General features: G+C 53.8%; 24 protein-coding genes. 18 read left to right on the plus strand and 6 right to left on the minus strand.

Going from position 1 to position 24,801, the window contains the following annotated elements; genetic code table 11:
- The first annotated feature begins 88 nt into the window (after positions 1-88).
- From ACFFLD_RS14935 to mgtE, 10 genes are all read left to right on the plus strand, one after another.
- On the plus strand, positions 89-493 hold the full coding sequence (locus ACFFLD_RS14935) for an ATP synthase subunit I (RefSeq protein WP_386041701.1): 405 nt from the start codon (positions 89-91) through the stop codon (positions 491-493).
- 32 nt (positions 494-525) lie between these two features.
- Complete coding sequence (gene atpB, locus ACFFLD_RS14940; protein ID WP_386041703.1) at positions 526-1,353, plus strand: F0F1 ATP synthase subunit A; 828 nt, start codon at positions 526-528, stop codon at positions 1,351-1,353.
- Between the two features lie 65 nt (positions 1,354-1,418).
- A complete protein-coding gene (gene atpE / locus ACFFLD_RS14945) occupies positions 1,419-1,646 on the plus strand; it encodes a F0F1 ATP synthase subunit C (RefSeq protein ID WP_022521051.1) in 228 nt (75 codons plus the stop codon).
- A 76-nt stretch (positions 1,647-1,722) separates the two neighbouring features.
- The gene (locus ACFFLD_RS14950; RefSeq protein ID WP_386041705.1) at positions 1,723-2,193 is read left to right on the plus strand and encodes a F0F1 ATP synthase subunit B; all 471 of its coding nucleotides are present in this window, start codon (positions 1,723-1,725) and stop codon (positions 2,191-2,193) included.
- A gap of 11 nt (positions 2,194-2,204) precedes the next feature.
- Complete coding sequence (locus tag ACFFLD_RS14955; RefSeq protein WP_386041707.1) at positions 2,205-2,741, plus strand: F0F1 ATP synthase subunit delta; 537 nt, start codon at positions 2,205-2,207, stop codon at positions 2,739-2,741.
- Positions 2,742-2,757: 16 nt separating this feature from the next.
- On the plus strand, positions 2,758-4,302 hold the full coding sequence (gene atpA, locus ACFFLD_RS14960; RefSeq protein ID WP_386041709.1) for a F0F1 ATP synthase subunit alpha: 1,545 nt from the start codon (positions 2,758-2,760) through the stop codon (positions 4,300-4,302).
- 67 nt (positions 4,303-4,369) lie between these two features.
- The gene (gene atpG / locus ACFFLD_RS14965) at positions 4,370-5,257 is read left to right on the plus strand and encodes a F0F1 ATP synthase subunit gamma (protein WP_386041712.1); all 888 of its coding nucleotides are present in this window, start codon (positions 4,370-4,372) and stop codon (positions 5,255-5,257) included.
- A 74-nt stretch (positions 5,258-5,331) separates the two neighbouring features.
- The gene (gene atpD, locus ACFFLD_RS14970; RefSeq protein WP_386041714.1) at positions 5,332-6,711 is read left to right on the plus strand and encodes a F0F1 ATP synthase subunit beta; all 1,380 of its coding nucleotides are present in this window, start codon (positions 5,332-5,334) and stop codon (positions 6,709-6,711) included.
- Positions 6,712-6,735: 24 nt separating this feature from the next.
- Positions 6,736-7,164, plus strand: coding sequence for a F0F1 ATP synthase subunit epsilon (locus ACFFLD_RS14975; protein ID WP_386041716.1), 429 nt, complete (start codon positions 6,736-6,738; stop codon positions 7,162-7,164).
- A gap of 130 nt (positions 7,165-7,294) precedes the next feature.
- A complete protein-coding gene (mgtE, locus tag ACFFLD_RS14980) occupies positions 7,295-8,671 on the plus strand; it encodes a magnesium transporter (RefSeq protein ID WP_386041718.1) in 1,377 nt (458 codons plus the stop codon).
- Between the two features lie 74 nt (positions 8,672-8,745).
- On the opposite strand, the gene ACFFLD_RS14985 is transcribed toward mgtE, so the two are convergent.
- The gene (locus ACFFLD_RS14985) at positions 8,746-9,939 is read right to left on the minus strand and encodes a cation diffusion facilitator family transporter (RefSeq protein ID WP_386041720.1); all 1,194 of its coding nucleotides are present in this window, start codon (positions 9,937-9,939) and stop codon (positions 8,746-8,748) included.
- 217 nt (positions 9,940-10,156) lie between these two features.
- Here ACFFLD_RS14985 and ACFFLD_RS14990 point away from each other — a divergent pair, with 217 nt between their 5' ends.
- The 4 genes from ACFFLD_RS14990 (at position 10,157) to nhaD (ending at position 15,189) form a co-directional block, all read left to right on the plus strand.
- Complete coding sequence (locus ACFFLD_RS14990) at positions 10,157-10,957, plus strand: undecaprenyl-diphosphate phosphatase (RefSeq protein WP_386041722.1); 801 nt, start codon at positions 10,157-10,159, stop codon at positions 10,955-10,957.
- 48 nt (positions 10,958-11,005) lie between these two features.
- Entirely contained in the window at positions 11,006-12,145 is a 1,140-nt protein-coding gene (locus ACFFLD_RS14995) for an FAD:protein FMN transferase (protein WP_386041724.1), read from the plus strand.
- 3 nt (positions 12,146-12,148) lie between these two features.
- The gene (gene glmU / locus ACFFLD_RS15000; protein ID WP_386041726.1) at positions 12,149-13,525 is read left to right on the plus strand and encodes a bifunctional UDP-N-acetylglucosamine diphosphorylase/glucosamine-1-phosphate N-acetyltransferase GlmU; all 1,377 of its coding nucleotides are present in this window, start codon (positions 12,149-12,151) and stop codon (positions 13,523-13,525) included.
- 197 nt (positions 13,526-13,722) lie between these two features.
- A complete protein-coding gene (gene nhaD / locus ACFFLD_RS15005) occupies positions 13,723-15,189 on the plus strand; it encodes a sodium:proton antiporter NhaD (protein WP_386041728.1) in 1,467 nt (488 codons plus the stop codon).
- Between the two features lie 144 nt (positions 15,190-15,333).
- On the opposite strand, the gene ACFFLD_RS15010 is transcribed toward nhaD, so the two are convergent.
- The 3 genes from ACFFLD_RS15010 to ACFFLD_RS15020 form a co-directional block, all read right to left on the minus strand.
- Positions 15,334-15,933 (minus strand): CBS domain-containing protein, encoded by a 600-nt coding sequence (locus ACFFLD_RS15010; protein ID WP_386041731.1) that lies wholly within the window; start codon positions 15,931-15,933, stop codon positions 15,334-15,336.
- A 119-nt stretch (positions 15,934-16,052) separates the two neighbouring features.
- Positions 16,053-17,459, minus strand: coding sequence for an ATP-binding protein (locus ACFFLD_RS15015; protein WP_386041733.1), 1,407 nt, complete (start codon positions 17,457-17,459; stop codon positions 16,053-16,055).
- Positions 17,456-18,136 carry a response regulator gene (locus ACFFLD_RS15020; protein WP_386041735.1) on the minus strand — a complete coding sequence of 227 codons (681 nt, stop codon included), beginning with the start codon at positions 18,134-18,136 and terminating at the stop codon, positions 17,456-17,458. The genes ACFFLD_RS15015 and ACFFLD_RS15020 overlap by 4 nt, the downstream gene beginning before the upstream one ends.
- Positions 18,137-18,297: 161 nt before the next feature.
- On the opposite strand from ACFFLD_RS15020, the gene ACFFLD_RS15025 reads away from it, so the two are divergent.
- Both ACFFLD_RS15025 and ACFFLD_RS15030 read left to right on the plus strand, forming a co-directional pair.
- Positions 18,298-19,272, plus strand: coding sequence for a GNAT family N-acetyltransferase (locus ACFFLD_RS15025; RefSeq protein ID WP_386041737.1), 975 nt, complete (start codon positions 18,298-18,300; stop codon positions 19,270-19,272).
- A gap of 183 nt (positions 19,273-19,455) precedes the next feature.
- The gene (locus ACFFLD_RS15030; RefSeq protein WP_386041739.1) at positions 19,456-20,355 is read left to right on the plus strand and encodes a c-type cytochrome; all 900 of its coding nucleotides are present in this window, start codon (positions 19,456-19,458) and stop codon (positions 20,353-20,355) included.
- 123 nt (positions 20,356-20,478) lie between these two features.
- Here ACFFLD_RS15030 and rep read toward each other — a convergent pair whose 3' ends face one another.
- Positions 20,479-22,533 carry a DNA helicase Rep gene (gene rep / locus ACFFLD_RS15035; protein WP_386041741.1) on the minus strand — a complete coding sequence of 685 codons (2,055 nt, stop codon included), beginning with the start codon at positions 22,531-22,533 and terminating at the stop codon, positions 20,479-20,481.
- A 221-nt stretch (positions 22,534-22,754) separates the two neighbouring features.
- Between rep and ACFFLD_RS15040 the strand changes: the two genes are divergently transcribed.
- Positions 22,755-23,225, plus strand: a complete 471-nt coding sequence (locus ACFFLD_RS15040; protein WP_386041743.1) for a tRNA (cytidine(34)-2'-O)-methyltransferase — start codon at positions 22,755-22,757, stop codon at positions 23,223-23,225.
- Here ACFFLD_RS15040 and pyrE read toward each other — a convergent pair whose 3' ends face one another.
- A complete protein-coding gene (gene pyrE, locus ACFFLD_RS15045; RefSeq protein ID WP_386041745.1) occupies positions 23,226-23,891 on the minus strand; it encodes an orotate phosphoribosyltransferase in 666 nt (221 codons plus the stop codon).
- Between the two features lie 141 nt (positions 23,892-24,032).
- Here pyrE and ACFFLD_RS15050 point away from each other — a divergent pair, with 141 nt between their 5' ends.
- Positions 24,033-24,800, plus strand: coding sequence for an exodeoxyribonuclease III (locus tag ACFFLD_RS15050; protein WP_386041747.1), 768 nt, complete (start codon positions 24,033-24,035; stop codon positions 24,798-24,800).
- Position 24,801: the final 1 nt, after the last annotated feature.

Below are 24,801 nucleotides of genomic sequence, written 5' to 3' on the forward strand. Positions count from 1 at the left end.
AATCGCGCAATATTTGTGCTGGTTGGCTTGGCGTACGGGTAAAACGTTTACCGAGCGGTTGATTTTTCATCAGTGAGGCTGGGTATTCATGCAAAGCACTACGCGGCGATACGAAACCCAGCGTCGAAAAGCTTATGTGGTCAGGCTTTTGGTCGCACAACTGATGATCACCTGCGCTGGCATGCTAGCTGCCTATTTAGCCGCTGATGTTGAGGGGGTGATCTCGGTTTTGCTAGGCGCGCTGGTAGCGCTATTGCCCCAGGCCTTCTTTATTAAACGCATGGGCGTATTACACGCCACTCGGACATCGCAAGCGGCAACGCGCTTGTTTCGTGCTGAAGCAGGTAAGTTTGGTTTGACGGTAGCATTGTTTGTGACGGTGTTCGTCGCAGTGCCTCCCTCAAACCCCACTTTCTTTTTTTATGCTTATGTTGCGGTTGTTCTAACGCATTGGCTTACGCCTTGGTTAATGCCAAAAAACGCTAATGCCTAGAAAATTGCACAACTAATTGAGGTGACATGTCCATGGCCGCAGGAAACGAAGTCTCACCGACTTACTATATCCAGCACCACTTGCAGAACTTGACCTTTGGCAACCACCCCGAAAATGGCTGGTCCCTGGCACACTCTGCTGAAGAAGCCCGTGAAATGGGTTTTTGGGCTATTCATCTAGACTCCATGGGCTGGTCCATCGCGATGGGCGTGCTATTTATCTGGCTGTTTCGTAAAGTCGGTAAAGCAGCAACCACCGGGGTGCCCAGCGGCTTGCAGAATGCCGTTGAAATGGTATTCGAGTTTATTGAAACTCTGGTGCGTAGTGCCTTTTACGGGCGCAACCCGCTCATCGCACCACTGGCCTTGACGCTGTTCGTGTGGATTTTGCTGATGAACACGCTGAAGATAATTCCGGTGGATTTTTTCCCGGTGTTATTCGCCAAGCTCGGCGTCGACTACATGAAAATCGTCCCGACTACCGATATTAACGTCACCTTAGGCATGGCGCTGGGTGTATTTTGTTTGATTCTTTATTACAGCTTTAAAGTCAAAGGGGTGGGTGGTTTCGCCAAAGAGCTCTCGTTGACGCCGTTCAACCACTGGGCACTCATCCCTTTCAACCTGCTGCTGGAAATTGTCGCGTTGTTGGTAAAACCCTTTAGTCTGGCCATGCGTCTGTTCGGTAACATGTTTGCTGGCGAAGTGATCTTTATTCTGATCGCCATGCTGCCTTTTTGGGCTATTTGGGTGCTGGACGTGCCATGGGCGATCTTCCACATCCTGGTGGTTACTCTGCAGGCCTTTATCTTTACGGTGCTGTCCGTCGTGTACCTGAGTAACGCGCACGAGCATCACTAACTAGAGTTACATTAACCCTTAACCTCAACCCTCGACCTTTAACTTGAAAAACTAGGAGCATTACCATGGAACTTATCTACATTGCCGCTTCGATCATGATCGGTCTCGGCGCCCTAGGTACCGGCATTGGCTTCGCTATTTTGGGTGGTAAGCTGTTGGAGTCCACTGCACGTCAACCAGAACTGGGCGACCAACTGCAAACCAAAACCTTCCTGATGGCAGGTCTGTTGGATGCCGTTCCGATGATCGGTGTTGGTATCGCTATGTACCTGATCTTCGTTGTTGCCGGTTAATGACAGCTCAGCCGAGCGCTAAACGCTCGGTTTTGTTTCACTCCGGTTGCCACGAACTTGTCAGAGGTACATTCCTGTGAATATCAACATGACGCTAATCGGGCAAACGATCGCCTTCGCGATCTTTGTCTGGTTTTGCACAAAGTATGTGTGGCCTCCGATCAGCAACGCGCTTCATGAGCGTCAGAAAAAAATTGCTGATGGCTTGGATGCAGCCAGCCGTGCAAACCGTGATCTTGAGCTTGCTCAAGAACGGGCGGAACAGACGCTGCGCGAAAGCAAGGAGCAAGCTTCTCAGATTCTAGAGCAGGCCAATAAGCGCTCTGCCCAGATGATTGAAGAGGCTCGCGAACAGGCCCGCGCTGAAGGCGAACGCCTTGTAGCGAGTGCACGTTCTGAGATTGAGCAAGAAGTGAATCGTGCAAAAGACGAGCTTCGCGCCCAAGTCTCTACTCTCGCCGTTTTGGGTGCCGAGCGTGTTCTTGAAGCTTCGGTCGACGAACAAGCCCATCGCAAGTTACTCGATGAGCTGGCTGCTGAACTGTAAGGAGGTGAATCATGGCGGAATTACTGACCGTCGCTCGTCCTTACGCTAAGGCAGCGTTTGAATACGCGCGTGATAATGAGGCGCTGGACAACTGGTCCCAAGCGCTGAGTTTTTTAAGTTTTGCGGTAGCAGATAGTGTCGTTCGCCATCGGCTAAGCAGCCCAAAATTGACCAGCGAACAAAAAGTATCGCTGCTTGTTGAGCTGATTCCAGAACAACAGGATGACGCTTTACAACGTTTTTTGGCTACCTTGGCTGAACAAGGCCGCTTGATGGGGCTTTCCTCCATCGCTGAACAGTTTGAGCACCTGCGTGCTGAGCATGAACAGCGTATCGAGGTGAATGTCACGTCTGCTTACGAGCTGGATAGTGAGCAAGAAACGAAGCTGGCGACCGCGCTTAAAAAACGTCTAAATCGCGAAATCTCTATTACTACTCAGGTGGACAAGTCGCTTATCGGCGGTGTCATCCTGCGTGCTGGTGACACCGTTATTGACGGGTCGGTACGTGGTCGATTGAACCGCCTTTCCGAAGCGCTAACCGCTTGAGTCTGAGGGACATGGCATGCAGCAACTGAATCCTTCCGAGATCAGCGACATCATCAAGCAGCGAATTGAAAAGCTTGACGTCGCATCTGAAGCCCATAATCAGGGCACCATTGTCACCGTTTCTGACGGTATCGTGAAAATTCACGGCCTCGAAGATGCGATGTTTGGTGAAATGATTGAATTCCCCAACAGCATCTTTGGCATGGTACTTAACCTGGAGCGCGACTCCGTAGGTGCCGTGGTATTGGGTGACTATCTGCAGCTTGAAGAGGGCATGACCGCCAAGTGTACCGGTCGTATCCTGGAAGTGCCGGTAGGCCCAGAGTTGGTGGGTCGTGTTGTCGATGCGCTGGGGAACCCCATCGATGGCAAGGGCGATATCAACGCCAAGATGACCGACGCCGTTGAAAAAGTGGCGCCAGGCGTTATTACTCGCCAATCCGTTGATGAGCCGATTCAAACCGGTTTGAAATCCATCGACGCGATGGTGCCGATCGGTCGTGGTCAGCGTGAGTTGATCATCGGCGACCGTCAGATCGGTAAGTCCGCCATTGCCATTGATGCGATCATCAACCAGAAAGGCAAAGGCGTGACCTGCGTATACGTCGCCATTGGTCAAAAGCAGTCGACCATCGCTAACGTCGTACGCAAGCTGGAACAGCATGGCGCCATGGAGCACACCATCGTTGTCGCCGCCGGCGCTGCCGATCCGGCTCCGATGCAGTTCCTGGCTGCCTATTCCGGCTGCACCATGGGCGAATACTTCCGCGACCGCGGCGAGAACTCGCTGATCGTGTATGACGATCTTTCCAAGCAGGCCGTGGCCTACCGTCAGGTATCGCTGCTGCTGCGTCGTCCGCCGGGTCGTGAAGCCTATCCCGGTGACGTGTTCTATCTCCACTCGCGTCTGCTTGAGCGTGCTGCTCGGGTTAATGCGGACTATGTTGAGAAGTTCACCAACGGTGAAGTGAAAGGCAAGACCGGTTCCTTGACCGCGTTGCCGATCATCGAAACCCAGGGTGGCGACGTGTCTGCGTTCGTTCCGACCAACGTGATCTCGATCACCGATGGTCAGATCTTCCTGGAAACCAACCTGTTTAACTCGGGTATTCGTCCGGCCATCAACGCTGGTCTGTCGGTTTCTCGTGTCGGTGGTTCGGCGCAAACCAAGATCATCAAGAAGCTGGGCGGTAGTGTTCGTCTTGCCTTGGCTCAGTACCGTGAACTGGCGGCGTTCTCGCAGTTTGCTTCTGACCTTGATGAAGCCACGCGTAAGCAGCTTGAACACGGTCAACGTGTCACTGAGCTGATGAAGCAGAACCAGTACTCGCCGATGTCGGTCGCTGAAATGGCGTTGTCACTCTATGCCGCCAACGAAGGTTATCTGGATGATGTCGACGTGAGCAATGTGTTGGACTTTGAGCGTGCTCTGCACGACTACATGAAGTCTGAACACGCTGATCTGCTCGACAAGATCAATCAGACCGGTGACTACAACGGTGAGATCCAGGACAGCTTGAAGTCGGGTCTCGAGAAGTTCAAGGCGACTCAGAGCTGGTAATGTCTGGCCCGCCTTCACCGGCGGGTTTGCATGCTTTCTGAGAGCCACGAACGAAGGGTAGATCGCTATGGCAGCTGCAAAAGAGATACGCACCCAGATTGGGAGCATTAAAAATACGCAGAAGATCACCAGCGCCATGGAAATGGTCGCTGCGTCGAAAATGCGTAAAGCGCAAGATCTGATGAGAGCTAGTCAGCCTTACGCTAAGCAGATTCGTAATGTGGTCGGCCACCTTGCCGATGCGAACCCCGAATATACGCACGACTACATGGTTGAGCGTAGCGAGGTGAAACGCGTCGGTTATATTGTGGTCTCCACTGACCGTGGGCTTTGCGGGGGCTTGAACCACAACCTTTTCAAGCTTTTGCTGAAAGACGCTGCTGGTTGGAAAAAGCAGGGTGCCGAGCAGGATTTTTGTGCGCTTGGTGCCAAGGCAAGCAACTTCTTCCGCAACTATGGCGGTAACTTGGTTGCAGCCAAAAGCGGGTTAGGCGAAAAGCCGACCGTTGAAGGGTTGATTGGCAGTATTAAGGTCATGCTTGAAGCGTACGATGAAGGACGTGTCGATCGGCTTTACGTGGTATACAACGAGTTTGTCAATACCATGACGCAAAAGCCGGTGGTTCGTCAGCTTCTTCCGTTGTCGCCTGATATGGGCGCAGACGCTGAGCAAAACGATGATAACGCCCGTCCCGGAAGCTGGGACTACCTGTATGAACCGGATGCCAAGGCGTTGCTCGATAGCCTGTTGGTTCGCTTCATCGAATCGCAGGTGTATCAGGCGGTAGTGGAAAACGGCGCGTGCGAGCAAGCCGCCCGAATGATCGCTATGAAAAGCGCCACTGACAACGCAGGTGGCCTCATCGACGATCTGGAGATGGTGTATAACAAGGCCCGCCAGGCCGCCATTACCCAGGAAATTTCTGAGATCGTCGGCGGCGCTGCTGCCGTATAACGCCCAGGGAGCCTGCGAAAACTAGCGGCTCCCGGCAGACAGGTTTCATTTGCAGGTTTTAGAGAGGAACCAAGATGAGCGGACGTATCGTACAAATCATCGGCGCGGTGATTGACGTAGAGTTTCCGCGGGACTCTGTGCCCAAGGTCTACGACGCGCTGAAGGTCTCCGATGTTGAGACTATCCTCGAAGTCCAGCAGCAGCTGGGCGACGGCGTGGTGCGTACCATTGCCATGGGCTCCACTGAGGGCTTGAAGCGTGGCATGGAAACGACCAGCACAGGTGCCGCTATTTCCGTACCGGTAGGTAAGGAAACGCTGGGCCGAATCATGAACGTACTCGGCGAGCCGATTGACGAAGCGGGCCCGATTGGCGAGCAAGAACGCATGCCGATCCACCGTAAAGCACCGAGCTATGCCGACCAGGCAGCCTCTAACGAGCTACTGGAAACCGGCATCAAGGTTATCGACCTGGTCTGCCCGTTTGCCAAGGGTGGTAAAGTCGGCCTGTTCGGCGGCGCCGGTGTAGGTAAAACCGTTAACATGATGGAGCTTATCCGCAACATCGCCACCGAACACAGCGGCTACTCAGTCTTTGCTGGTGTTGGTGAGCGTACGCGTGAGGGTAATGACTTCTATCACGAAATGACCGAGTCCAACGTTATCGATAAGGTATCGCTGGTCTATGGTCAGATGAACGAGCCGCCGGGAAACCGTCTGCGCGTAGCACTGACTGGCTTGACCATCGCTGAGAAATTCCGTGATGAAGGCCGTGACGTTCTATTGTTCGTCGATAACATCTACCGTTACACCCTGGCGGGAACCGAAGTATCGGCCCTGCTCGGACGTATGCCGTCTGCGGTAGGTTACCAGCCGACACTAGCGGAAGAGATGGGCGTTCTGCAGGAGCGTATTACCTCGACCAAAACCGGTTCAATCACCTCCGTGCAGGCGGTCTACGTACCTGCGGATGACTTGACCGACCCGTCGCCGGCGACCACCTTTTCGCACCTTGACGCCACCGTGGTACTGGCGCGTTCAATCGCTGAATTGGGTATTTACCCCGCGATTGACCCGTTGGACTCTACCTCTCGCCAGCTGGATCCGCTGGTTGTGGGTGAAGAGCACTACGCCACCGCTCGTGGTGTACAGAACGTTCTTCAGCGTTACAAGGAACTCAAGGATATTATCGCCATTCTGGGCATGGACGAGCTGTCTGATGAAGACAAGCAGGCCGTTTCCCGGGCGCGTAAAATCCAGCGCTTCTTGTCGCAGCCGTTCTTCGTGGCTGAGGTATTCACCGGCTCTCCGGGTAAGTATGTCTCATTGAAAGACACGATCAGTGGCTTCCAGGGCATTCTGGCTGGTGATTACGACGATATGCCGGAACAGGCCTTCTACATGGTCGGTTCCATCGACGAAGCCGTCGAGAAAGCCAACCAGATGAAGAAGTAATCCCGTCCATTAGGGGGATTCGCTATGGCGAATAGCTTTACTTGCAATATCGTCAGCGCTGAAGCATCCATCTACTCAGGCACTGTTGAGCAGGTGATTGCTTCCGGCAAGGTGGGTGATCTGGGTATTTTGCCGGGTCACGCTCCGCTGCTGACCGAGCTGCAGCCGGGTCCGGTTCGTGTGATCCACGATGGTGGCAAGGAAGAGCACTTCTTTGTCTCGGGTGGCTTCATGGAAGTCCAGCCAGATGTGGTGACGATTCTGGCCGATGCTGCATCGCGTGCCAGCGACCTTAATGAGGCCGCTGCCGAAGAAGCACGACAGCAAGCGCTGCAAGCCTTTAACGAGAAGTCTTCGGAGCTCGATTATACCCGAGCTGCCGCTGAACTTGCCGAAGCCGTTGCTCAACTGCGAACCATCCAGCAGTTGCGTAAAAAGGCGGGCAAAGGCTAAGACCACACGCTAGGCGTGTATCCAACGCCCCTTAACCCCGTAAACGAGGGTTAAGGGGCGTTTTTTGTGTCTGGTAATATGGTGCAGTTAAGTCGGCAGCACGACGATTGTTAGCGTAAAGGGGAGAGCCATGGCACTGAATGATGAAAGTCTGCAGGAATTAAAAGTCGAGCTGCTCGATGAGTTGGGCAAAGACACGCCCAGTAAATCGGTACTCTCTTTGCGCTTGGCCGAAACCCGCTCTGCGGATATCGGTGAAGTGCTGGAAGAGTTGATAGAAGATGATGAGCAGTTGCCCGCGGCGCTCTCGTTACTGAGCATCCTGTCGGCTGAGCGGGCCGCTAATGTGCTGGGCTATTTACCTGGCGAGAGTCAGTTGCAAGTGGTCAGGGAGCTTGATGATAGCCAGGTACTCAAACTGCTGGAAGAGATGGGGTCGGATGAACGTGCCGACTTGTTTAATTTGCTCAGTGAAGACCGTCGAGAAGCGCTGCTGCGACGTATGGCGCATCGCGAGCGTGAAGCTCTAAAACGGCTGGCAAGCTACGAAGAAGGTACCGCTGGCGCCATCATGACCTCTGACTATGTGTCCATAGCCAGTGGCATGACGGTGTCACAAGCGATGATGCGAGTACGCCAGACGGCGCCTGATGCGGAAACGGTCTACCAACTGTATATTTTGGATAGCGATGGCCAACTGATCGGTACCATGTCGTTGCGTCAGTTGATGGTGGCCCGCCCCGGCGCCATTGTTGATGACATCATGATCAAGGATGTGATCAGCACCCGCGTCGCTAATGCCCAGGAAGATGTGGCACGTATTGTGGCGAAGTACGACCTGCTGGCGCTGCCGGTGATTGATGCCGATGATCGTATGGTAGGGATTGTGACCCACGATGACGCCATGGACGTCGCCGAATCCGAGGCCACCGAGGATTTTCATAAAGGGATGTCGATTGGTCAACTAGAAGATGGGGTTAGCCGTGTACCGCTTTGGAGCCTTTACCGTAAGCGCGTCACTTGGCTGGTACTGCTGGTGTTTGCCAATCTTTTTTCGGGCGCCGGGATTGCCTACTTTGAAGAAACCATCGCCGCGCAGGTGGCACTGGTGTTCTTTTTACCGTTGCTCATTGGCAGTGGCGGTAACGCCGGGGCCCAGGCCGCTACCTTGATGGTACGCGGTATGGCGACCGGAGATGTGGGGGTAAAAGACTGGGGTAAATTACTGGGGCGAGAATTGCTGGTGGCAGGGTCATTAGGGCTCACCATGGCGATTGCGGTAACGCCTATCGGTATTATGCGCGGAGGAGAGGCGCTGGCCATGGTCGTCGCGTTGAGCATGGTGACCATCGTGCTGTTTGGTAGTTTGTTGGGGATGTGCCTACCGTTTGTGCTGGAGCGCTTCAAGGTTGACCCGGCGACCGCCTCGGCGCCGTTGGTCACGACCCTGATCGATGCGTCTGGAGTGGTGATTTACTTCAGCATTGCCACGCTGCTGCTCTCTTAACCGTAATGAAAGGATCAAAGAGTAGGCTTTGACTGAACAGTCGGCGAGCGCAGGCTGTTTTCGCCCAGAGCCTACTAGCGCATGGAGCTGCTAGCCGCCCTGGTAATAAACAGCACTTCCACATGCCCCAGCCACTCGATATCGCTAGCCAGCGCTTTTAGCTGGCTAGCGAGGCACTGAGGGGGCTGTTGAACAGCGTCGTCGATGATCAACGACACCGACACTTTCTCGTCCAGGTAGTGCAGCTGTAGCTCGTTGAGCGTGCGCCATACCGGATGTTTATACCAGCGCGCGTCAAGCGCGGCTTCCACTTCGGGGCGTAACGGTAGCCCCGGGAAGCGGCTAGGGTCCCCAGCGCCGGCGTCGTCTTCCGGGTCAACGTGAAAAATCACATCGGTCAGCGCGGGGAATTCATGGCGTAGTCGGCGGCTGACTTCATTACCAATTTCGTGAGCTTCCGAGACGGTAATTTTAGGCCCTACCACCACATGCAGGTCGACCATTACCCAACCGGCCGACTGGCGCGTACGCAGGTCGTGGACACTGTCTACCCCAGGTACACTGCAGGCCACATCGTGCATCTGGCCTTGTACATCGATTGGCAGCGCCGTATCCACCAGCTCACGTGCGGATTCCCAGAGAAGGTCCATGCCCACTTTACCGACTAATAACCCCACGATGATAGCCGCCACGGCATCCAGCCAGCCTAACCCGAACTGAGCGCCTATCAACGCCACCAGTACCACGGCGGTGGACCAGGCATCGCTGCGTGAGTGCCAGGCATTGGCTTCGAGTAACTTTGACTTTACGCGTTTGGCGACCCGCATGGTGTAGCGAAAGATCCACTCTTTACTGATCAGCGCTATAACCGTAATGACAATGGCCAGCAGGCCAGGTGCCGTTACCTCGGTTCCGCTAAGTAGACGATCAATGCTGGACCAGGCAATACCACCCGCCACGAAGATCAGGATGCTGCCCAGCAGTAACGTCGTCAGCGTTTCAATACGCCCATGACCGTAATGGTGATCTTTATCGGGTTCCTGGCGCCCGTAGTGGATAGCCGCCAGTACAAATCCGTCCGTCACCAAATCAGACAGTGAGTGAATGCCGTCAGCAATCAGCGCCGCGGAGCCGACCATAAACCCAACGGTAACTTTAACGATGCTTAGCAGCGTATCCAGCCATGCACCTATGTAGGTAACACGCTTGGCCTCTTGGCTAAGCTGACCTTGGTCGTGAACCACTGGCGTTTCGATGGTCTGAGTCATGGGTACCTTACTAGGGCGCACGCATTCAATAGGCCCCTATTGTAGCGCACTCCTGATGAACCTCTATAGTTTCCACGACACGCAAAGGGTGAAAAGCCTTCTTTGTGCGTCAGCAGTGGTAATGTCAGTAAAACCAATGGCGGACAATGAATTAACGGATGTGTATCCTTAAGCGCCATTACAAACCTTCACATTGTTACTAACGACAGGATTTTTTATGGATTGGCTCCAGGTGGTGGTGTTAGCGGTGGTTCAGGGGATCTCGGAATTTTTACCGGTTTCAAGTTCTGCACACTTAATTCTGGTGCCCGTGCTGACTGACTGGCCAGACCAGGGGTTAGCCTTTGATGTCGCCCTTCATTTGGGTAGCCTTTCTGCGGTGATTATCTATTTTAGGAAGGAAATCTGGCAGATGGTGGCCAGCAGCGTCAGGGCAATGACGGGTAAGGGCGTGAATGAGGATGCGCGACTGGCTTTTTGGGTAACGCTGGCCACCGTTCCTGTCGGTATTGTGGGACTGATATTTCATGATGTTATTTCCCACTACATGCGCTCTACACTGATTATTGGTATCAGTTTAATTGGCTTCGGGCTTTTGCTGGGCTACGCCGACTGGCGTAAACGGGGAACGCGTAGTGAATACCAACTGGGTTTAAAAGACGCGCTCATCATTGGCGGTGCCCAGGCGCTGGCGCTCATTCCGGGTACGTCACGCTCGGGGATCACTATTACGGCGGCACTGATGGTGGGAATGAGCCGAGAAGGGGCGGCGCGTTTTTCTTTTTTACTGTCGATTCCCGTGATTGTGCTGGCGGGCGGCTTGGAAGCCATCGACTTAATGCAAACAACGCAGTCGATTGATTGGGTAGCGATGCTGGCGGGAGTGGTGTTATCAGGGGTAAGTGCGTATTTATGCATACACTACTTCCTGGTCATTATTAAAAAATTGGGAATGCAGCCCTTCGTTATTTATCGCGTGTTGTTCGGCATCTGGCTGCTGTGGTTTTTTCACTTTTAAGGTTTTATTTCTAGCGCAAGCTAATTGTGAATCTAAGGCACGATAACTATGAAAAAGTGTGATGGTCACACAGGCAGGTGGGGAAGTACGCTATTAATCATCGGCGCACTGTCAGGCGTCATGCTGGGAGCGACAGGTTGCTCAGAGAGTGATCGTCCGCTAGAGCCACCGGTACACTTTAATGGCAACATATTTGGCACCTTTTATCAGGTGACCATTATGGATCCGCTTACTCAGGGCGAGTCGCTTGCGTTGGAAGAGGGCTTCAAGGCGGAGCTTGAGAGCGTTGATCAGGCGATGTCGACCTATCGCGAAGACAGCGAATTAATTGCTTTCAATGAGGCACCACTTGAGCAGTGGCAGCCACTCTCCAATGAGCTTATTGAAGTCTTGGCCATTAGCCAATCGGTGGCCGAAGCAAGCCACGGCGCTTTTGATATTACCGTGGGCGACTTGGTGAATTTATGGAGTTTCGGCCCTGGCGCCCGTCCTGAAGAGATACCCAATGATGATGTCCTCGCCGACCGGCTTGCCCAGGTGGGATTTGATGCCGTTGAGGTTGATACCCAGCAAATGCAGGCGCGGCGCACCCGGGATGTCTTTGTCGATCTTTCCGGGGTGGCTAAAGGGCACGGCACTGATCGTGTGGCTGAGTACCTGGAACAGCAGGGCATGGAGCACTATCTCGTCAATATAGGCGGTGAATTGATTGCCCATGGCCTGCGCGATGAAGATGCCCAAACGCCATGGCAGATCGGCATTGAAGTGCCCGAAGATGGCCAGCAGCGTGCTCAGCACGTTATTCCGTTGGCGAGCATGTCGGTGGCCACCTCTGGCGATTATCGCAATTATTTTGAAGCGGACGGCCAGCGTTTCTCCCACACCATTGACCCGCGTACGGGGCGTCCAGTCACCCACCAACTGGCATCGGTCTCGGTGCTCCACCCTTCAAACGCGTGGGCTGACGCCTGGGCAACGGCGCTGATGGTCGTGGGGGGGCAAAAGGCGTTGGAATTAGCGACAGAGAATAATCTCAAGGTGCTCTTGCTCGTTCGTGATGGTGAGCAATGGCGAAGTATCGCCTCGCCAGAGTTTGTTAGTTATTTTGGTGAACCACTGGTTAATGAGTTGGGCATTGAACAACCGCTAGCCCCGGCGCCCGCCGACCAACCCGTAACAGGTGAATAAACTATGCAAGAACTGGATATCGTCATTCTCGCGGCGGGTAAAGGCACGCGTATGCGTTCTCACATCCCCAAGGTACTCCATCCGTTAGCGGGAAAGCCTATGGTGCAGCATGTGCTGGATACGGCCGCTATGCTGAACCCTGCCCGCACGCAGGTGGTCATCGGTCATGGAGCCGACCAACTGCGTAACGCACTGGCTGACCAAGCCGTGACGTTTGCTGTGCAGACTGAACAGAAAGGGACAGGGCACGCCGTTGCTCAAGCGTTGGAACAGCTGGGCAATGGCAAGGTATTGATCCTTTATGGCGACGTACCGCTGTTAAAGCGCGAATCGCTTAGTGAGCTGCTGGCGCAAGTGGATGAACAGCACATGGGACTGCTGACGGTAACGCTAGATGACCCCACCGGCTACGGGCGAATTGAGCGCAATGACGCAGGCGAGGCGGTGGCGATTGTTGAGCAAAAAGATGCCAGCAGCGCCCAGCTTGCCATTACCGAATGCAACACCGGCATCATGGTCATGACCAGTGCCCAGCTAAAACGCTGGCTACCACAGCTTTCCGCCGACAATGCCCAGGGGGAATACTATCTCACCGATGTGATCGCGCTGGCCGCCGCGGAAGGTATCAAAGTCTGCACGGCCCAGCCCAAGCACGCCGTTGAAGTCGAGGGCGTGAACAACCGAGCCCAAATGGCTCGCTTGGAACGCGTTTATCAGCGTCAGCTTGCCGATAAATTGATGGAGCAGGGGGTAGCGCTTGCCGACCCTGACCGGCTGGATGTACGCGGTCGTTTAACCTGCGGCCATGATGTCTTTATTGATGTGGGATGTGTGTTTGAAGGCGACGTGGAGCTAGGCGAGGGCGTACGTATAGGCCCTTATTGCGTCATTAAAAATAGCACTATCGGCGCGGAAAGCGTGGTCGATACCCATAGTGTGATCGATGGTTGCGTAGCGGCAGGCCTTAACCAGATCGGCCCCTTTGCACGCCTACGCCCTGGTACACGACTGGCCGTTAAAGCCAAGGTGGGCAATTTTGTTGAAACCAAAAATGCCGAAGTGGGCGAGGGCAGCAAGATTAACCATTTAAGCTATGTAGGCGACGCGCGGCTTGGGCGGGACGTCAACGTCGGCGCAGGCACGATTACCTGCAACTACGATGGTGCTAACAAGCACCATACCGAGATTGGTGATGACGCCTTTATTGGCTCTAACACCGCCTTGGTAGCTCCCGTCACGGTTGGTAAAGGTGCCACCGTAGCAGCAGGGTCGACCATTGCTGAAGACGTCACCGACGATGCCTTGGTGCTGACACGTGGCCGCCAGATCGAAAAGCAGGATTGGCTACGTCCCACAAAGGCGTCTTCCCTCACTAAATGACGTAAAAAAAGCGCCAAAGTGCTCTGAGGAAACGGCTAAACTTTTTATGTAGTTTTATAAGTAGAACAACTAATAAAAAATGCTTTACAAGATGCGGCAATACGTCGCATCTTATGCGCAGCCGTTGCGTTGCAGCATGTCATTAGTGTGCTTATGATCGTGGCGGTCTTTCTCCCCTCTGCTTGGATAACATCGCCATGAAACCACCAAACGTCCTTGCAACCCGGCACTATGCTAACCGGGTCGCTTGGCTGTTGCTCGTCTGCACGCTTTTGTTCGTTCCTTCTCTCTCTTATGCTGCCGCCGGACCGTTAGACCTTACTCTCTCGCTTGCCGGTATCTCTTCTGTCGTGATCTTCGTACTCGCCTATGCGTTGGTGATGAGTGAAGAGCTACTGCACATGCGTAAATCCAAACCTGTCTTGGTCGCGGCAGGGCTTATCTGGGCCATCGTCGCCTGGGTCTATGTACAAGCAGGCATGCCCGAAGAGGCAGAAACGGCCTTCCGTGAAACGCTGCTTGAATACACTGAACTGTTGCTGTTTTTGCTGGTAGCCATGACGTATATCAACGCCATGGAGGAGCGACGTATTTTTGACGCGCTGCGCTCTTGGCTAGTGCGTAAAGGGTTTAGCTACCGCAGCCTGTTCTGGATTACGGGCATCATGGCGTTTGGTATTTCCGCGATCGCCAACAATATGACCACTGCCATGCTGATGTGCGCGGTAGTGCTTAAAGTGGCCGAGGGTGATAATAAATTTATCAGTCTTTGCTGCGTGAACGTCGTGGTCGCCTCTAATGCTGGCGGTGCTTTCAGCCCATTTGGCGATATCACCACACTAATGGTCTGGCAAGCAGGCCAAGTGCCTTTCGAGGGTTTCTTCGCGTTACTGCTTCCTGCCATTGTGAATTTCATGGTGCCTGCGATCATCATGAATTTCTTTATTGTTAATCGTCAGCCCGCGTCACTTAAAGAAAGTGTCTGGCTCAAGCGTGGTGCCCGTCGGATTATCGTGCTGTTTTTAATCACCGTCGCAATCTCGGTATTGTGCCACTCGATCCTCTACTTGCCGCCAGCGATGGGCATGATGTTTGGGTTAGGTCTGTTGCAGTTCTTCGGGTACTACCTGCGCCGTAGCTTGCCGCGCTCGCTTGAACGTAAGCGTGAGCGCTATTCGCGTCGTGGCGATTGGAAAAAACTGGAGCAACTGGGTAGCGTGGTGCCGTTTGATATTTTCAGCCGTATTGCGCGTTCAGAGTGGGATACGCTGCTGTTCTTCTACGGGGTCGTACTCTGTGTAGGTGGTCTTGGCTTCATGGGCTATCTCAGCCTGCTTTCCGAAACCCTTTACGGTGGTTGGAACCCAATATGGGCTAACGTGGTGCTGGGGCTTATCTCGGCGGTGGTGGATAACATACCGGTCATGTTTGCGGTACTTTCCATGGCCCCGGATATGTCAGAGGGTAACTGGCTGTTGATTACCCTTACCGCTGGGGTAGGCGGCAGCTTGCTCTCAATGGGGTCCGCAGCAGGGGTTGCGCTGATGGGGCAGGCACGCGGGATCTATACCTTTGCCGTTCACCTGCGTTGGATGCCAGCCATCTTATTGGGCTATGCCGGTAGTATTGCCGCGCACCTTTGGATCAATGCTGGGATGTTTTAATGACGGTTTAAAGCACGACTTTAAGTAGTCGTGCTAGGCAAACACTTACCTGCTTTAAACACTAGAACGCCCTTCACCGATGACTCGATGAAGGGCGTTTCGCTATATTAAAGCCGCTATATAAAGGCAATTAACGGTGGGGTATTACAGGTCGTGTCCGGTAATGACTTGGCAAATATCGGCAAAGCTCTTCGCCATCGGCATCGGATTGATCTCTTTCCCTACGGCATTCTGTATGTCGCTGGCTGAGATAAGACCACGAATCCTGAGTGCATTATTGTCGTTTTGCTCGGTGATCAACAGATGTTGATCGGTAACGGCTTCCATTGCCAACACGAGATCTTCAATCGTCAGTGAAGCCAGCTTCGCGACCGGCATAGCGCTTAGCTTGTGCCATGGGGTCATCACCATCTCGGCAGTCACTTCTTCACGGGTCAGGTGTCGCTGTTGCATGGCCAAGTTGATACGCCGGGTACCAATCACTTCTTTTGAGGTCACAATACCTATGCAGTGGGCCTGTTTATCCATGACAAACAAAAGCCGCACACCGCCATAGCGCATCTTGAGGTGCGCCTGGTCGATAGGCGTATCGGCATCGACGGATTGAGGCACGATTTGTGAAAAATCGGTAAGCACCGTCATGGCAGGACTTGAGGGTAGAAGCCGCCGTGGCGTAGGCATTGCCAGAAGCGGCATAGTGTTTAATTGAGCAAATAGCTTAGGTGAAAAGGTTACTTGATTCATCAGGGACCTCCATGTGGAGAAAAGAGAGCCGTTAATATCTGGCTCCCCATGCACCTCCACAATTGCACGCAATTCTTATCGCAACCTTAAGAGTTCTATGAAATTTACTGATTACGTCGCTAAACGTCGTCACGCTGAGGTGTTTGTTCATTTGAGCGTGGAAGGCCAATGCGGACCCGTAACCCACCGCTGGGCGACGCCTCAAGTTCCAGCGTGCCGCTGTGGCGTGCAACCAGTCGCTCAACAATGGAAAGGCCTAAGCCAGAACCGGCGCTAGGGCCTGAGCGCTGGAATCGTTCAACCACTTTTTTACGTTCATTGGGCGGTATCCCTGGCCCCTGGTCATCCACTATTAAGTGAAAGCCTCTGTCGGTCGCCGTTAGTGTGATGCTGATTTCACCCTGAATAGGAGAGTGCTGAATGGCATTACCGACCAGATTTTGTACCAGGGTTTCAATCGCACCGGGTTCTTCTAGAATGAGCCAATTGGCCTGCTCGTCTGCATTTAGCTGCAGCGGTTGTTCACGCTCGGCGGCCAGTGGCGAAAGTTTAGCCAGCATCTCACGCACTTCACTAAGCAGATTAGTTGGGCGATATTCAGGTTGTGACGCTGCTTCAGGCTCCAGGCGGGCTAATGTTAAAAGCTGGGTCACTAAGCGAGTGGCCCGTGCGACGCCACCGCGTAAGTGATTAAGCGCCTCTTGGCGATCTTCTAGGTGATCGGCGGTCAAGGCATTCTGGGCATGAAGGTCGAGTACCGCTAAAGGGGTACGTAACTCATGGGCGGCATCGGCAATAAAGCGCTTTTCGCGCACGCGCATGAGGCGAATTCGCTCTAACAACCGGTTTAGCGCTCCAGCAATCGTGCCTAACTCGCGGGGTAAAGGGGTGAGTGTTAAGGGCAGCAAGTTTTGGGGATCGCGGTTGCGAATTTGTTCGGCCATACGTGATAACGGGGCGAGCCCCCAGCCAATTGACCACCATAGTAGAAAGGCGAGTAGCGGCAGACCAATCAAATCGGGAATCAGGGTGCGCAGTGCCACTGCTCGGATCAGTTCGCCGCGCACATCCTCTCGTTCACTCACCACCACCCGGTTTGATGAGTTTGGAATGTTAAGCACATACACTCGCCATTCTTGTTCTCCGAGGGTGAAGGTGGAATAGCCGACGGGCTGCTGGGCAAGAGAAGTGTCAGGCGAACTGGCAGAGCGCAGCAATAACCGATCATCCTCCCATAGCTGAAAAGCTAATTTGCTCTCGTATTGATGATCAGCAAAGCGTTGGTCTGACTGTCTGGCTCGCTGTAGCGTGCTTTCTAAGCTGTCGAGTAACACCTTACGATCTGCTTCGGGTAGCGGAGCCTGTAATACGCCTTCTAATAAACGCGCATTTTGCGCCAAACTGGCATCGTAGAGTGCCTCTATCTCATGGGCGGCATAACGGTAACTGGCAAGGCCAATGACTAAAATGCTGGCGCTGAATACGCATAGCGCCAGCCCCAGCGTGCGTTGGCGAATGGACGTCATGAATGTTCATCCTCATCCGTTTTATCCATGACATAACCGATGCCACGTAAGGTACGAATCAGCTGAGGAAAGAATTTACGACGTAGGTGATGTATATGTACCTCAATAGCATTGCTTTCAACGTCTTCATCCCAGCCATACACTAAGCGAGTTAACGTATCGCGGGTAAACACTCGCCCTGGATGGCTCATAAACTCTTGTAATAACGTGAGTTCACGGCGGGATAGCTCTACGGGCTGAGCGAGGTAACTTACCTGCATGGTTAACGGATCAAGGCGGATGCCCCGGCACTCCAGCGAGCTGTTGACCTGGTCGCTGCTGCGTCGTAACAAGGCGCGTAGGCGAGCTTTTAATTCAGCCACTTCAAATGGTTTGATTAAATAGTCATCGGCACCTGCGTCCAGCCCCGCGATGCGCTCATCGACAGCATCCCGCGCAGTTAACACTAATATAGGCACCCGATTGCCCTGTCGGCGTACGGCTTCTAACACTTCTATCCCGTCAAGACGGGGGAGGCCCAAATCAAGAATGACCGCATCAAACGGCTCGCCTTCTTTTAATGAGGCTAAGGCGCTGACGCCATCGCTAAGGTGGTCCACCGTGAAATGCTCGGGCTTTAAGGCCAGGCGAATGCCCGAGGCCAAGCTGGGATCATCCTCGACTAATAATATCCGCATAACGGATGGTCCCTCCTATTGGTCAGCCACGACTATTATTACTGGTCACTCAGCACTGAAAAAGGTGGCGTGGGGCAGCGGAGACCGTCAGGATAACAGCGATAAATAGTCAGCTAGCACGCGTAGTGACCCTTCGGACCTCTTACTTTGATTGAACTGCCATGACGTACCCATCCCCTTCAGACACAATGTGTGTCATGCGTTGCCCGCCAGATAAACGCCGCGAGGCATTGCTACAACTTGACGCAGCGCATAATCCTGAATTGCAAGTTACGCTGAGTGGCGCTGTAAAGGCAATGTATAACCAGCCAGAAGCACGCTGGGAAGGTCTGTGGGTAAGCGTTGAGGCGGGTCGGCTAATAGGCGCCATCTGGGTACAACCGTTAGCCTCCGGCATGGCACAGTTATGGTTACCCCGAACGCGGGTGCAAGCAACGACGCAGGAATCGCTTCATGGGGCGGATGCTCGCACCGATGCACTATTAAGCGCGGCCTACCAGTGGGTGGAAAGAAACGCTATTCGCCTTTGCCATGTGGCACTTTCAGCCCATGAAACGGTATTAGAAGCGTTGTTGCTTAAGCATGGCATGCAGCGCCTAGTCTGTCTTGAGCATTTAACGGGAAGCACTCACCGGCGTTTGGCGATGAATAAAGAGAAACCGCTTGATTTGCAATCATTTAGCGAACTTTCTCAAGCTCACCAACGCGACCTGTTGGCCGCCGTAGGCGAGAAGGCGTTAGATAGTGTTAGGCTTCGTGAGATGCTGACAGTTGACGAGTTATTGGACGGTTTTTATCAGCAAGATCCGCAGGCACCCAAGCATTGGTACGTTGTTCACTATTATGGTCAGGTCATTGGCGTACTGCTGCTAGCTGATCGCCCAGCGCTAGGTGGTTGGGAGTTAATGTTAATGGGTTTAACACCCGCTTGGCGTGGCAAAGGGTTAGGGCGTTCGCTGCTAAACAAAGCGTTAGCGCTCGCGCAACAGGCCGGGGCTCAGGAAATGATGCTGTCGGTGGACGACGTTAACACACCGGCCAAACGGCTTTATCAACAGGCTGGTTTGGTGTGCTATGCGCAGCAGCATTTATTAGCATGGAAAGAAAATGACAAGCGTCATACGTTGCCAACATAGGAAGTAGTACACTGCTGTGATTAATATCGGCGGACTTAGCAGCATTTCTTGCGCTTTATGTTGCCGCTATACTGACTTATATGCGCGTGTTGGCGTCTCGGTGGTAAATTAATAATAAACAATGCCCTGCCGTACAGAGGTTGAGCACAAACGTTTGATGACAATACTTAAGAGGTGGTGAGAGTGAAAGCTAAGCTGATTATGAGTGGGCTAGCGGCCCTCAGCGTCATGGTGGGCACAACCAGTGCTTACGCTCAAAACGCCGCACGTGACGCGATTGCTGAGCGTTTGGCACCGGTAGGGCAACTCTGTTTACAAGGCCAGGATTGTGGTTCCGCAGCGGCACCGGCGCCGAGCGCTAGCAGTGGTGGGGCTATCGATGGCGGTGGTATTTACAATAATGTCTGTATGGCTTGCCATGAAACGGGTGCTGCAGGTGCTCCCATCCGGGGCGACCAGGAAGCCTGGAGCGCGCGTACTGAACAAGGCTTTGCCACGCTGCTAGAGCACGCGATCAACGGTATTGGCGCTATGCCCGCGAAAGGGGGCAATCCCAGCCTGTCTGATGACGAAGTGGAAGCAGCGGTTGCTTATATGGTGGAGCCGGTAATGGAGGTGCCTGCGTTGGACGAAGGCGACGAGGCCGCTTCTGAAGAAACGGCAGCTACCGAAGAAACAGCTGCAACTGAAGAAACGGCGGCAACTGAAGAGGCCGCCAGCGAAGAAATGGTTGCTTCTGAACAGACACAGCAGGCTTCCCCTGAACAGGCCATGGCTGCTAACGATACCGCGGCCAGCGAAGCAGACACCTCAGAAAACGAAGCAGCAAGTGGCGGTAGCGACTTAGACGGTGAGGCGCTTTATGCAAGCTCTGGCTGTGTTGCTTGCCACGGTGCAGGTGTCGCCGGTGCGCCAAAATTAGGTGATGCTGATGCCTGGGCGCCGCGCATCGAGCAGGGCATGGATGCATTATACCAAAGTGTATTTAATGGTAAGGGCGTCATGCCGCCCCGCGGTGGCAGCAGTGCTTCTGATGACGAAATCATCGCCGTCGTGGATTATATGGTGTCTCAAGCTCAGTAATGGTGGTCGTTTAAGGGCTGATCTTTGAGCCCTTAGGATGATTTATCCACAGGTGTTTTTTTATAAGCGCCTGTGGATATCCTGATCACTTTGCACCTCACGTTTGCTCACTCCTGCCGCGTTTTAGCCTAATAAAGAACGCAGCCCGGCAATCGCATCTTTACCCCGCGCCTGTTTTTTATCGGGGTCTTCCTTATCCGCACGGCCCTCCCACTCCAAGTCCTCACTCGGCAGCTCGTCCAGAAAGCGGCTGGGCTGGCAGTCCATCAGTTCGCCATAGGCTTTGCGTTGACGCGCGAGAGTTAACGTCAGCGTGCGTCGTGCGCGGGTAATTCCCACGTAGGCTAGCCGCCGCTCTTCCTCTACGGTACCCATCTCAATGGCATTGCGGTGGGGCAACAGGTCCTCTTCCAGGCCCATTAAATAGACGTGGGGAAACTCAAGCCCTTTAGAGGCGTGCATGGTGAGTAGCTGAACGCGATCGGAATCATCCTCTTCGGCCTGCTGTTCCAGAATATCGCGCAAAACCAGGCGGGAAATAGCGGCTTCAACGCTATCGGTTTCGGTTGCCTCTGACGCGGTATCGTCTTCCGGGTCCCGATTGAGCGATTTTTCCAACTGATCAATAAGAATCCACACATTGGCCATACGCCGCTCGGCAACAGTAGGCGCACTGGCGTTCTGGTAGAGCCACGCCTCGTAATCCATGTCGCGCAGCATATCGCGTATGGCGGCAATCGCATCGCCCTGGTCCATCCGCTTGCGCACGCCGTCGATAAAGTGAGTAAAGCGTGACAGTCGTTCCACGGCCCTTGTCGGCAGCACCTGCTCCAACCCAAGCTCATGGCAGGCCGCGAACAGTGAAATTGAGCGTTCCGTCGCGTAGTTAGCGAGTTTTTCAACCGTACCGGGCCCTACTTCGCGGCGCGGTACGTTCACGATGCGCAAAAAAGCGTTATCGTCGGCAGGGTTGATCAGCAGGCGCAGGTACGCCATGGCATCTTTAATTTCATTACGCGAGAAAAACGATGTGCCGCCCGACAGCTTGTAGGGAATCTGATAGTGCTGCAGCTTTAGCTCCAGTAATCGCGCCTGAAAGTTGCCCCGGTAAAGCACCGCAAAATCACGCCATTCGGCTTTTTCTTTAATGCGACGGGTGAGCATTTCACTGGCCACCCGCTCAGACTCTGCCTCTTCGTGGCGATTCACGATGACACGAATGGGCGCGCCATCGCCCATTTCCGACCATAAGGTTTTATCGTAAACGTGGGGGTTGTTGGCAATCAGCGTGTTGGCTGCGCGCAGAATCGTTCCGGTCGAGCGGTAGTTCTGCTCCAGCTTGATTACCTTTAAGCGCGGGAAATCCTCGCCTAGCGTCACCAGATTCTCTGGCCGTGCACCGCGCCAAGCGTAGATCGACTGGTCGTCGTCGCCGACCACGGTAAAGGTCGAGCGCTCGGCCATTAACAGTTTCACCAGCAGGTACTGGGAAACGTTGGTGTCCTGATACTCATCCACCAGCATGTAGTGGATCTTGCGTCGCCAACGGTCCAGCGCTTCTTGATCATTTTTCAACAGCACCACAGGCAGCAGGATAAGGTCATCGAAATCGACGGCGTTATAGGCTTTTAAATGGCGGTTGTAGGCTTCGTACACCCGAGCGGCAAAGTGCTCATCGTCATCGGCGGCAAACGAGAGCGCGTCGCTGGGCAGTATTAAATCGTTCTTCCAGGTGGATATTTTGCTCTGCACGGCGTTGATTTGCTCGGCATCCACCTGGGCGTCTTTATTCATTAAATCGCGCAAAAGCGCCTTGGCATCTTCTGGGTCGAACAGCGAAAAACCCGGCTTGTAACCCAGCGTTTTAAGCTCACCGCGAATAATATTCAGCCCCAGGGTGTGAAACGTAGAAACCGTTAATCCATGGCCCTCTTTACCATGAAGCATTTGGCCGACACGCTCTTTCATCTCACGGGCGGCTTTATTAGTGAACGTTACCGCAGCGATCTTGCGCGCGCTCATCCCACACTCTTGTACCAAATAGGCGATTTTAGTGGTGATAACGCTGGTTTTACCGGAACCTGCGCCTGCCAATACCAGGCAAGGCCCGTCTATGTAGCGCACAGCTTCCTGCTGACGCGGGTTCAGCCCATTAACTCGCTGGAGGATCTTGGACATGAAGGAACAACCTAAGGTGAGGGAAAAGCCGAGCGGTGACACCCTATCATACAGCCTACCGTCCTGAGGGGAGAAGCTGATAACGATGCGTTGCGCGTGACAAGGTGATCATTCAGCGCTATTTTGCGCACCGGTTGCCACAAACAATTAGCGACCCTGAGTAAGCGTGTTCAGGGTGATGAACAGGGCCAGGAACAGGGCGATGAATAGGGTAGAGGTCGATGTTTGAAGTAGCACTTTTTGAGCCGCGCATGGCGCCCAATACGGGCAATATCATGCGCTTGGTGGCCAATAACGGCTGCCGATTACATCTGATAGAACCGCTTGGCTTCGACCTGGAAGAGAAAAAGCTGCGCCGCGCCGGGCTGGACTACCGTGACCTGGCGAACGTGACGCGGCATGCAAATTTTGCGGCTTTTCAGCAAGCAATGCAGGGGCGGACCATCTGGGCGATTACCACCAAAGGAACCCGCACCTACAGTGACGCGGCCTTTACGCCGGGAGATGTGCTGCTGTTTGGGTCAGAAACAGGCGGGCTTTCATCCCAGGTGCACGAGTCGTTAAGCTCCGAGCACAAACTGCGCCTTCCGATGCAGCCCAATAATCGTAGCCTGAACCTTTCTAATGCGGTGGCGATTGTGAGTTATGAAGCGTGGCGCCAGCAAGGCTTTGCTGGCGCCTTGCAGGTCTAATCAAGAGGCAATGCCGTAGCGGTCGCGGTAGGCGCGTACCGCTTCGGCGTAGGCCAGCATTTCGCCGCCAGCGTGCTCTTCCAAATACGTGAGCACTTGCTCAAGCGACACAATGCTGACCACCGGCATTGCGTACTGCGCCTGCACTTCTTGGATCGCGCTCTGCTCGCCCTGGCCGCGCTCCTGGCGGTCAAGGGCAATAATGACGCCGCCTGCCCGGGCGCCGTTCTGCTCGATGATGCCCATCACTTCGCGAATGGCGGTGCCTGCAGTAATCACATCGTCGATAATCAGGATATCGCCGGCTAGCGGAGCGCCGACAATGCTGCCGCCTTCGCCGTGGGTTTTAGCCTCTTTACGGTTAAAGGCGTAGGGCATGTCCTGGTCGTGATGATCCGCCAGCGCCGCGGCGGTAACGGCCGCTAGCGGGATGCCTTTATAGGCTGGACCAAACAGCACATCGGCCTGCAGGCCGCTATCGACAATGGCCTGTGCATAGAAACGCCCAAGCTTGGCCAGTGCTCGCCCGGTTTGAAACAGCCCGGCATTAAAAAAGTAGGGGCTAACGCGGCCAGATTTAAGCGTAAACTCGCCAAACTTAAGCACGCCTTGTTCAATGGCAAAGGCAATGAAATCGCGCTGGTAGGGTTGTAGAGTGGTGGCCACGGCGGTCCTCATTAAGCAGTAGGTGTCAAACGGCACCAAGGCAACAATAAAAGTGGGGTCAATAGCAAGTTTTAGTCGCTGTCTTTACCCAAACGTCTAAACGTCGGGTATCATACAGCAGCGACGTTAAAGGGACGATTTATGAAAATTGCCAGCATCAATGTCAACGGTATTCGTGATGCCGTCGACCGTGGCTTCCTGGACTGGCTGGCTCAGCAGGATGTCGACGTGGTCTGTGTGCAGAACATCAAAGCAAAAAGTTTTGAACTGGGCGACCATATTCTTTATCCGGAAGGCTACGAAGGCTACTTCCTGGACGCAGAAGAAGATGGTTTCTCTGGGGTGGCGCTTTATTGCCGCAAAATTCCCAAGGCAATCATGTATGGCCTGGGGTTTCCACAGTGCGATCATGAAGGACGTTTTCTGCAGGCGGATTATGAACGCTTCAGCATCGTTTCTTTCCTGATGCCTGATGGAAGTGACCAAAAAGCCAAGCAGTCATTTATGGAGCAATATCAGGAGTACCTGACGAAGATGTCGCGTAAACGCCGCGAATACATCCTCTGTGGTACCTGGAATATTGCCCATAAAACTGTCGATCTGGCTAATTGGTCGGACAACCAGTTGACCTCAGGTTTCCGCCCCGAAGAGCGTGCCTGGATGGATCAAGTGCTCGGCCCCACTGGGTTTATCGATACCTTCCGCGAAATTAATCGCGATGCAGGTGAATATACCTGGTGGCCGAAACTTGACCAAGATGTGCCCCGTGAACGTCAGGAAGGCTGGCGGATCGACTATCAATTAGTCGGCCCCAACTTCCGTCGCCACGTGGTTGACGCGTGGATTGATTACGATGCGACCTTCTCTGAATTCGCACCGCTGATCATTGAGTACGACTTAGCGCTCTAAG

The sequence above is a fragment of the Vreelandella sulfidaeris genome (genome assembly GCF_042429665.1).
Taxonomy (GTDB): domain Bacteria; phylum Pseudomonadota; class Gammaproteobacteria; order Pseudomonadales; family Halomonadaceae; genus Vreelandella.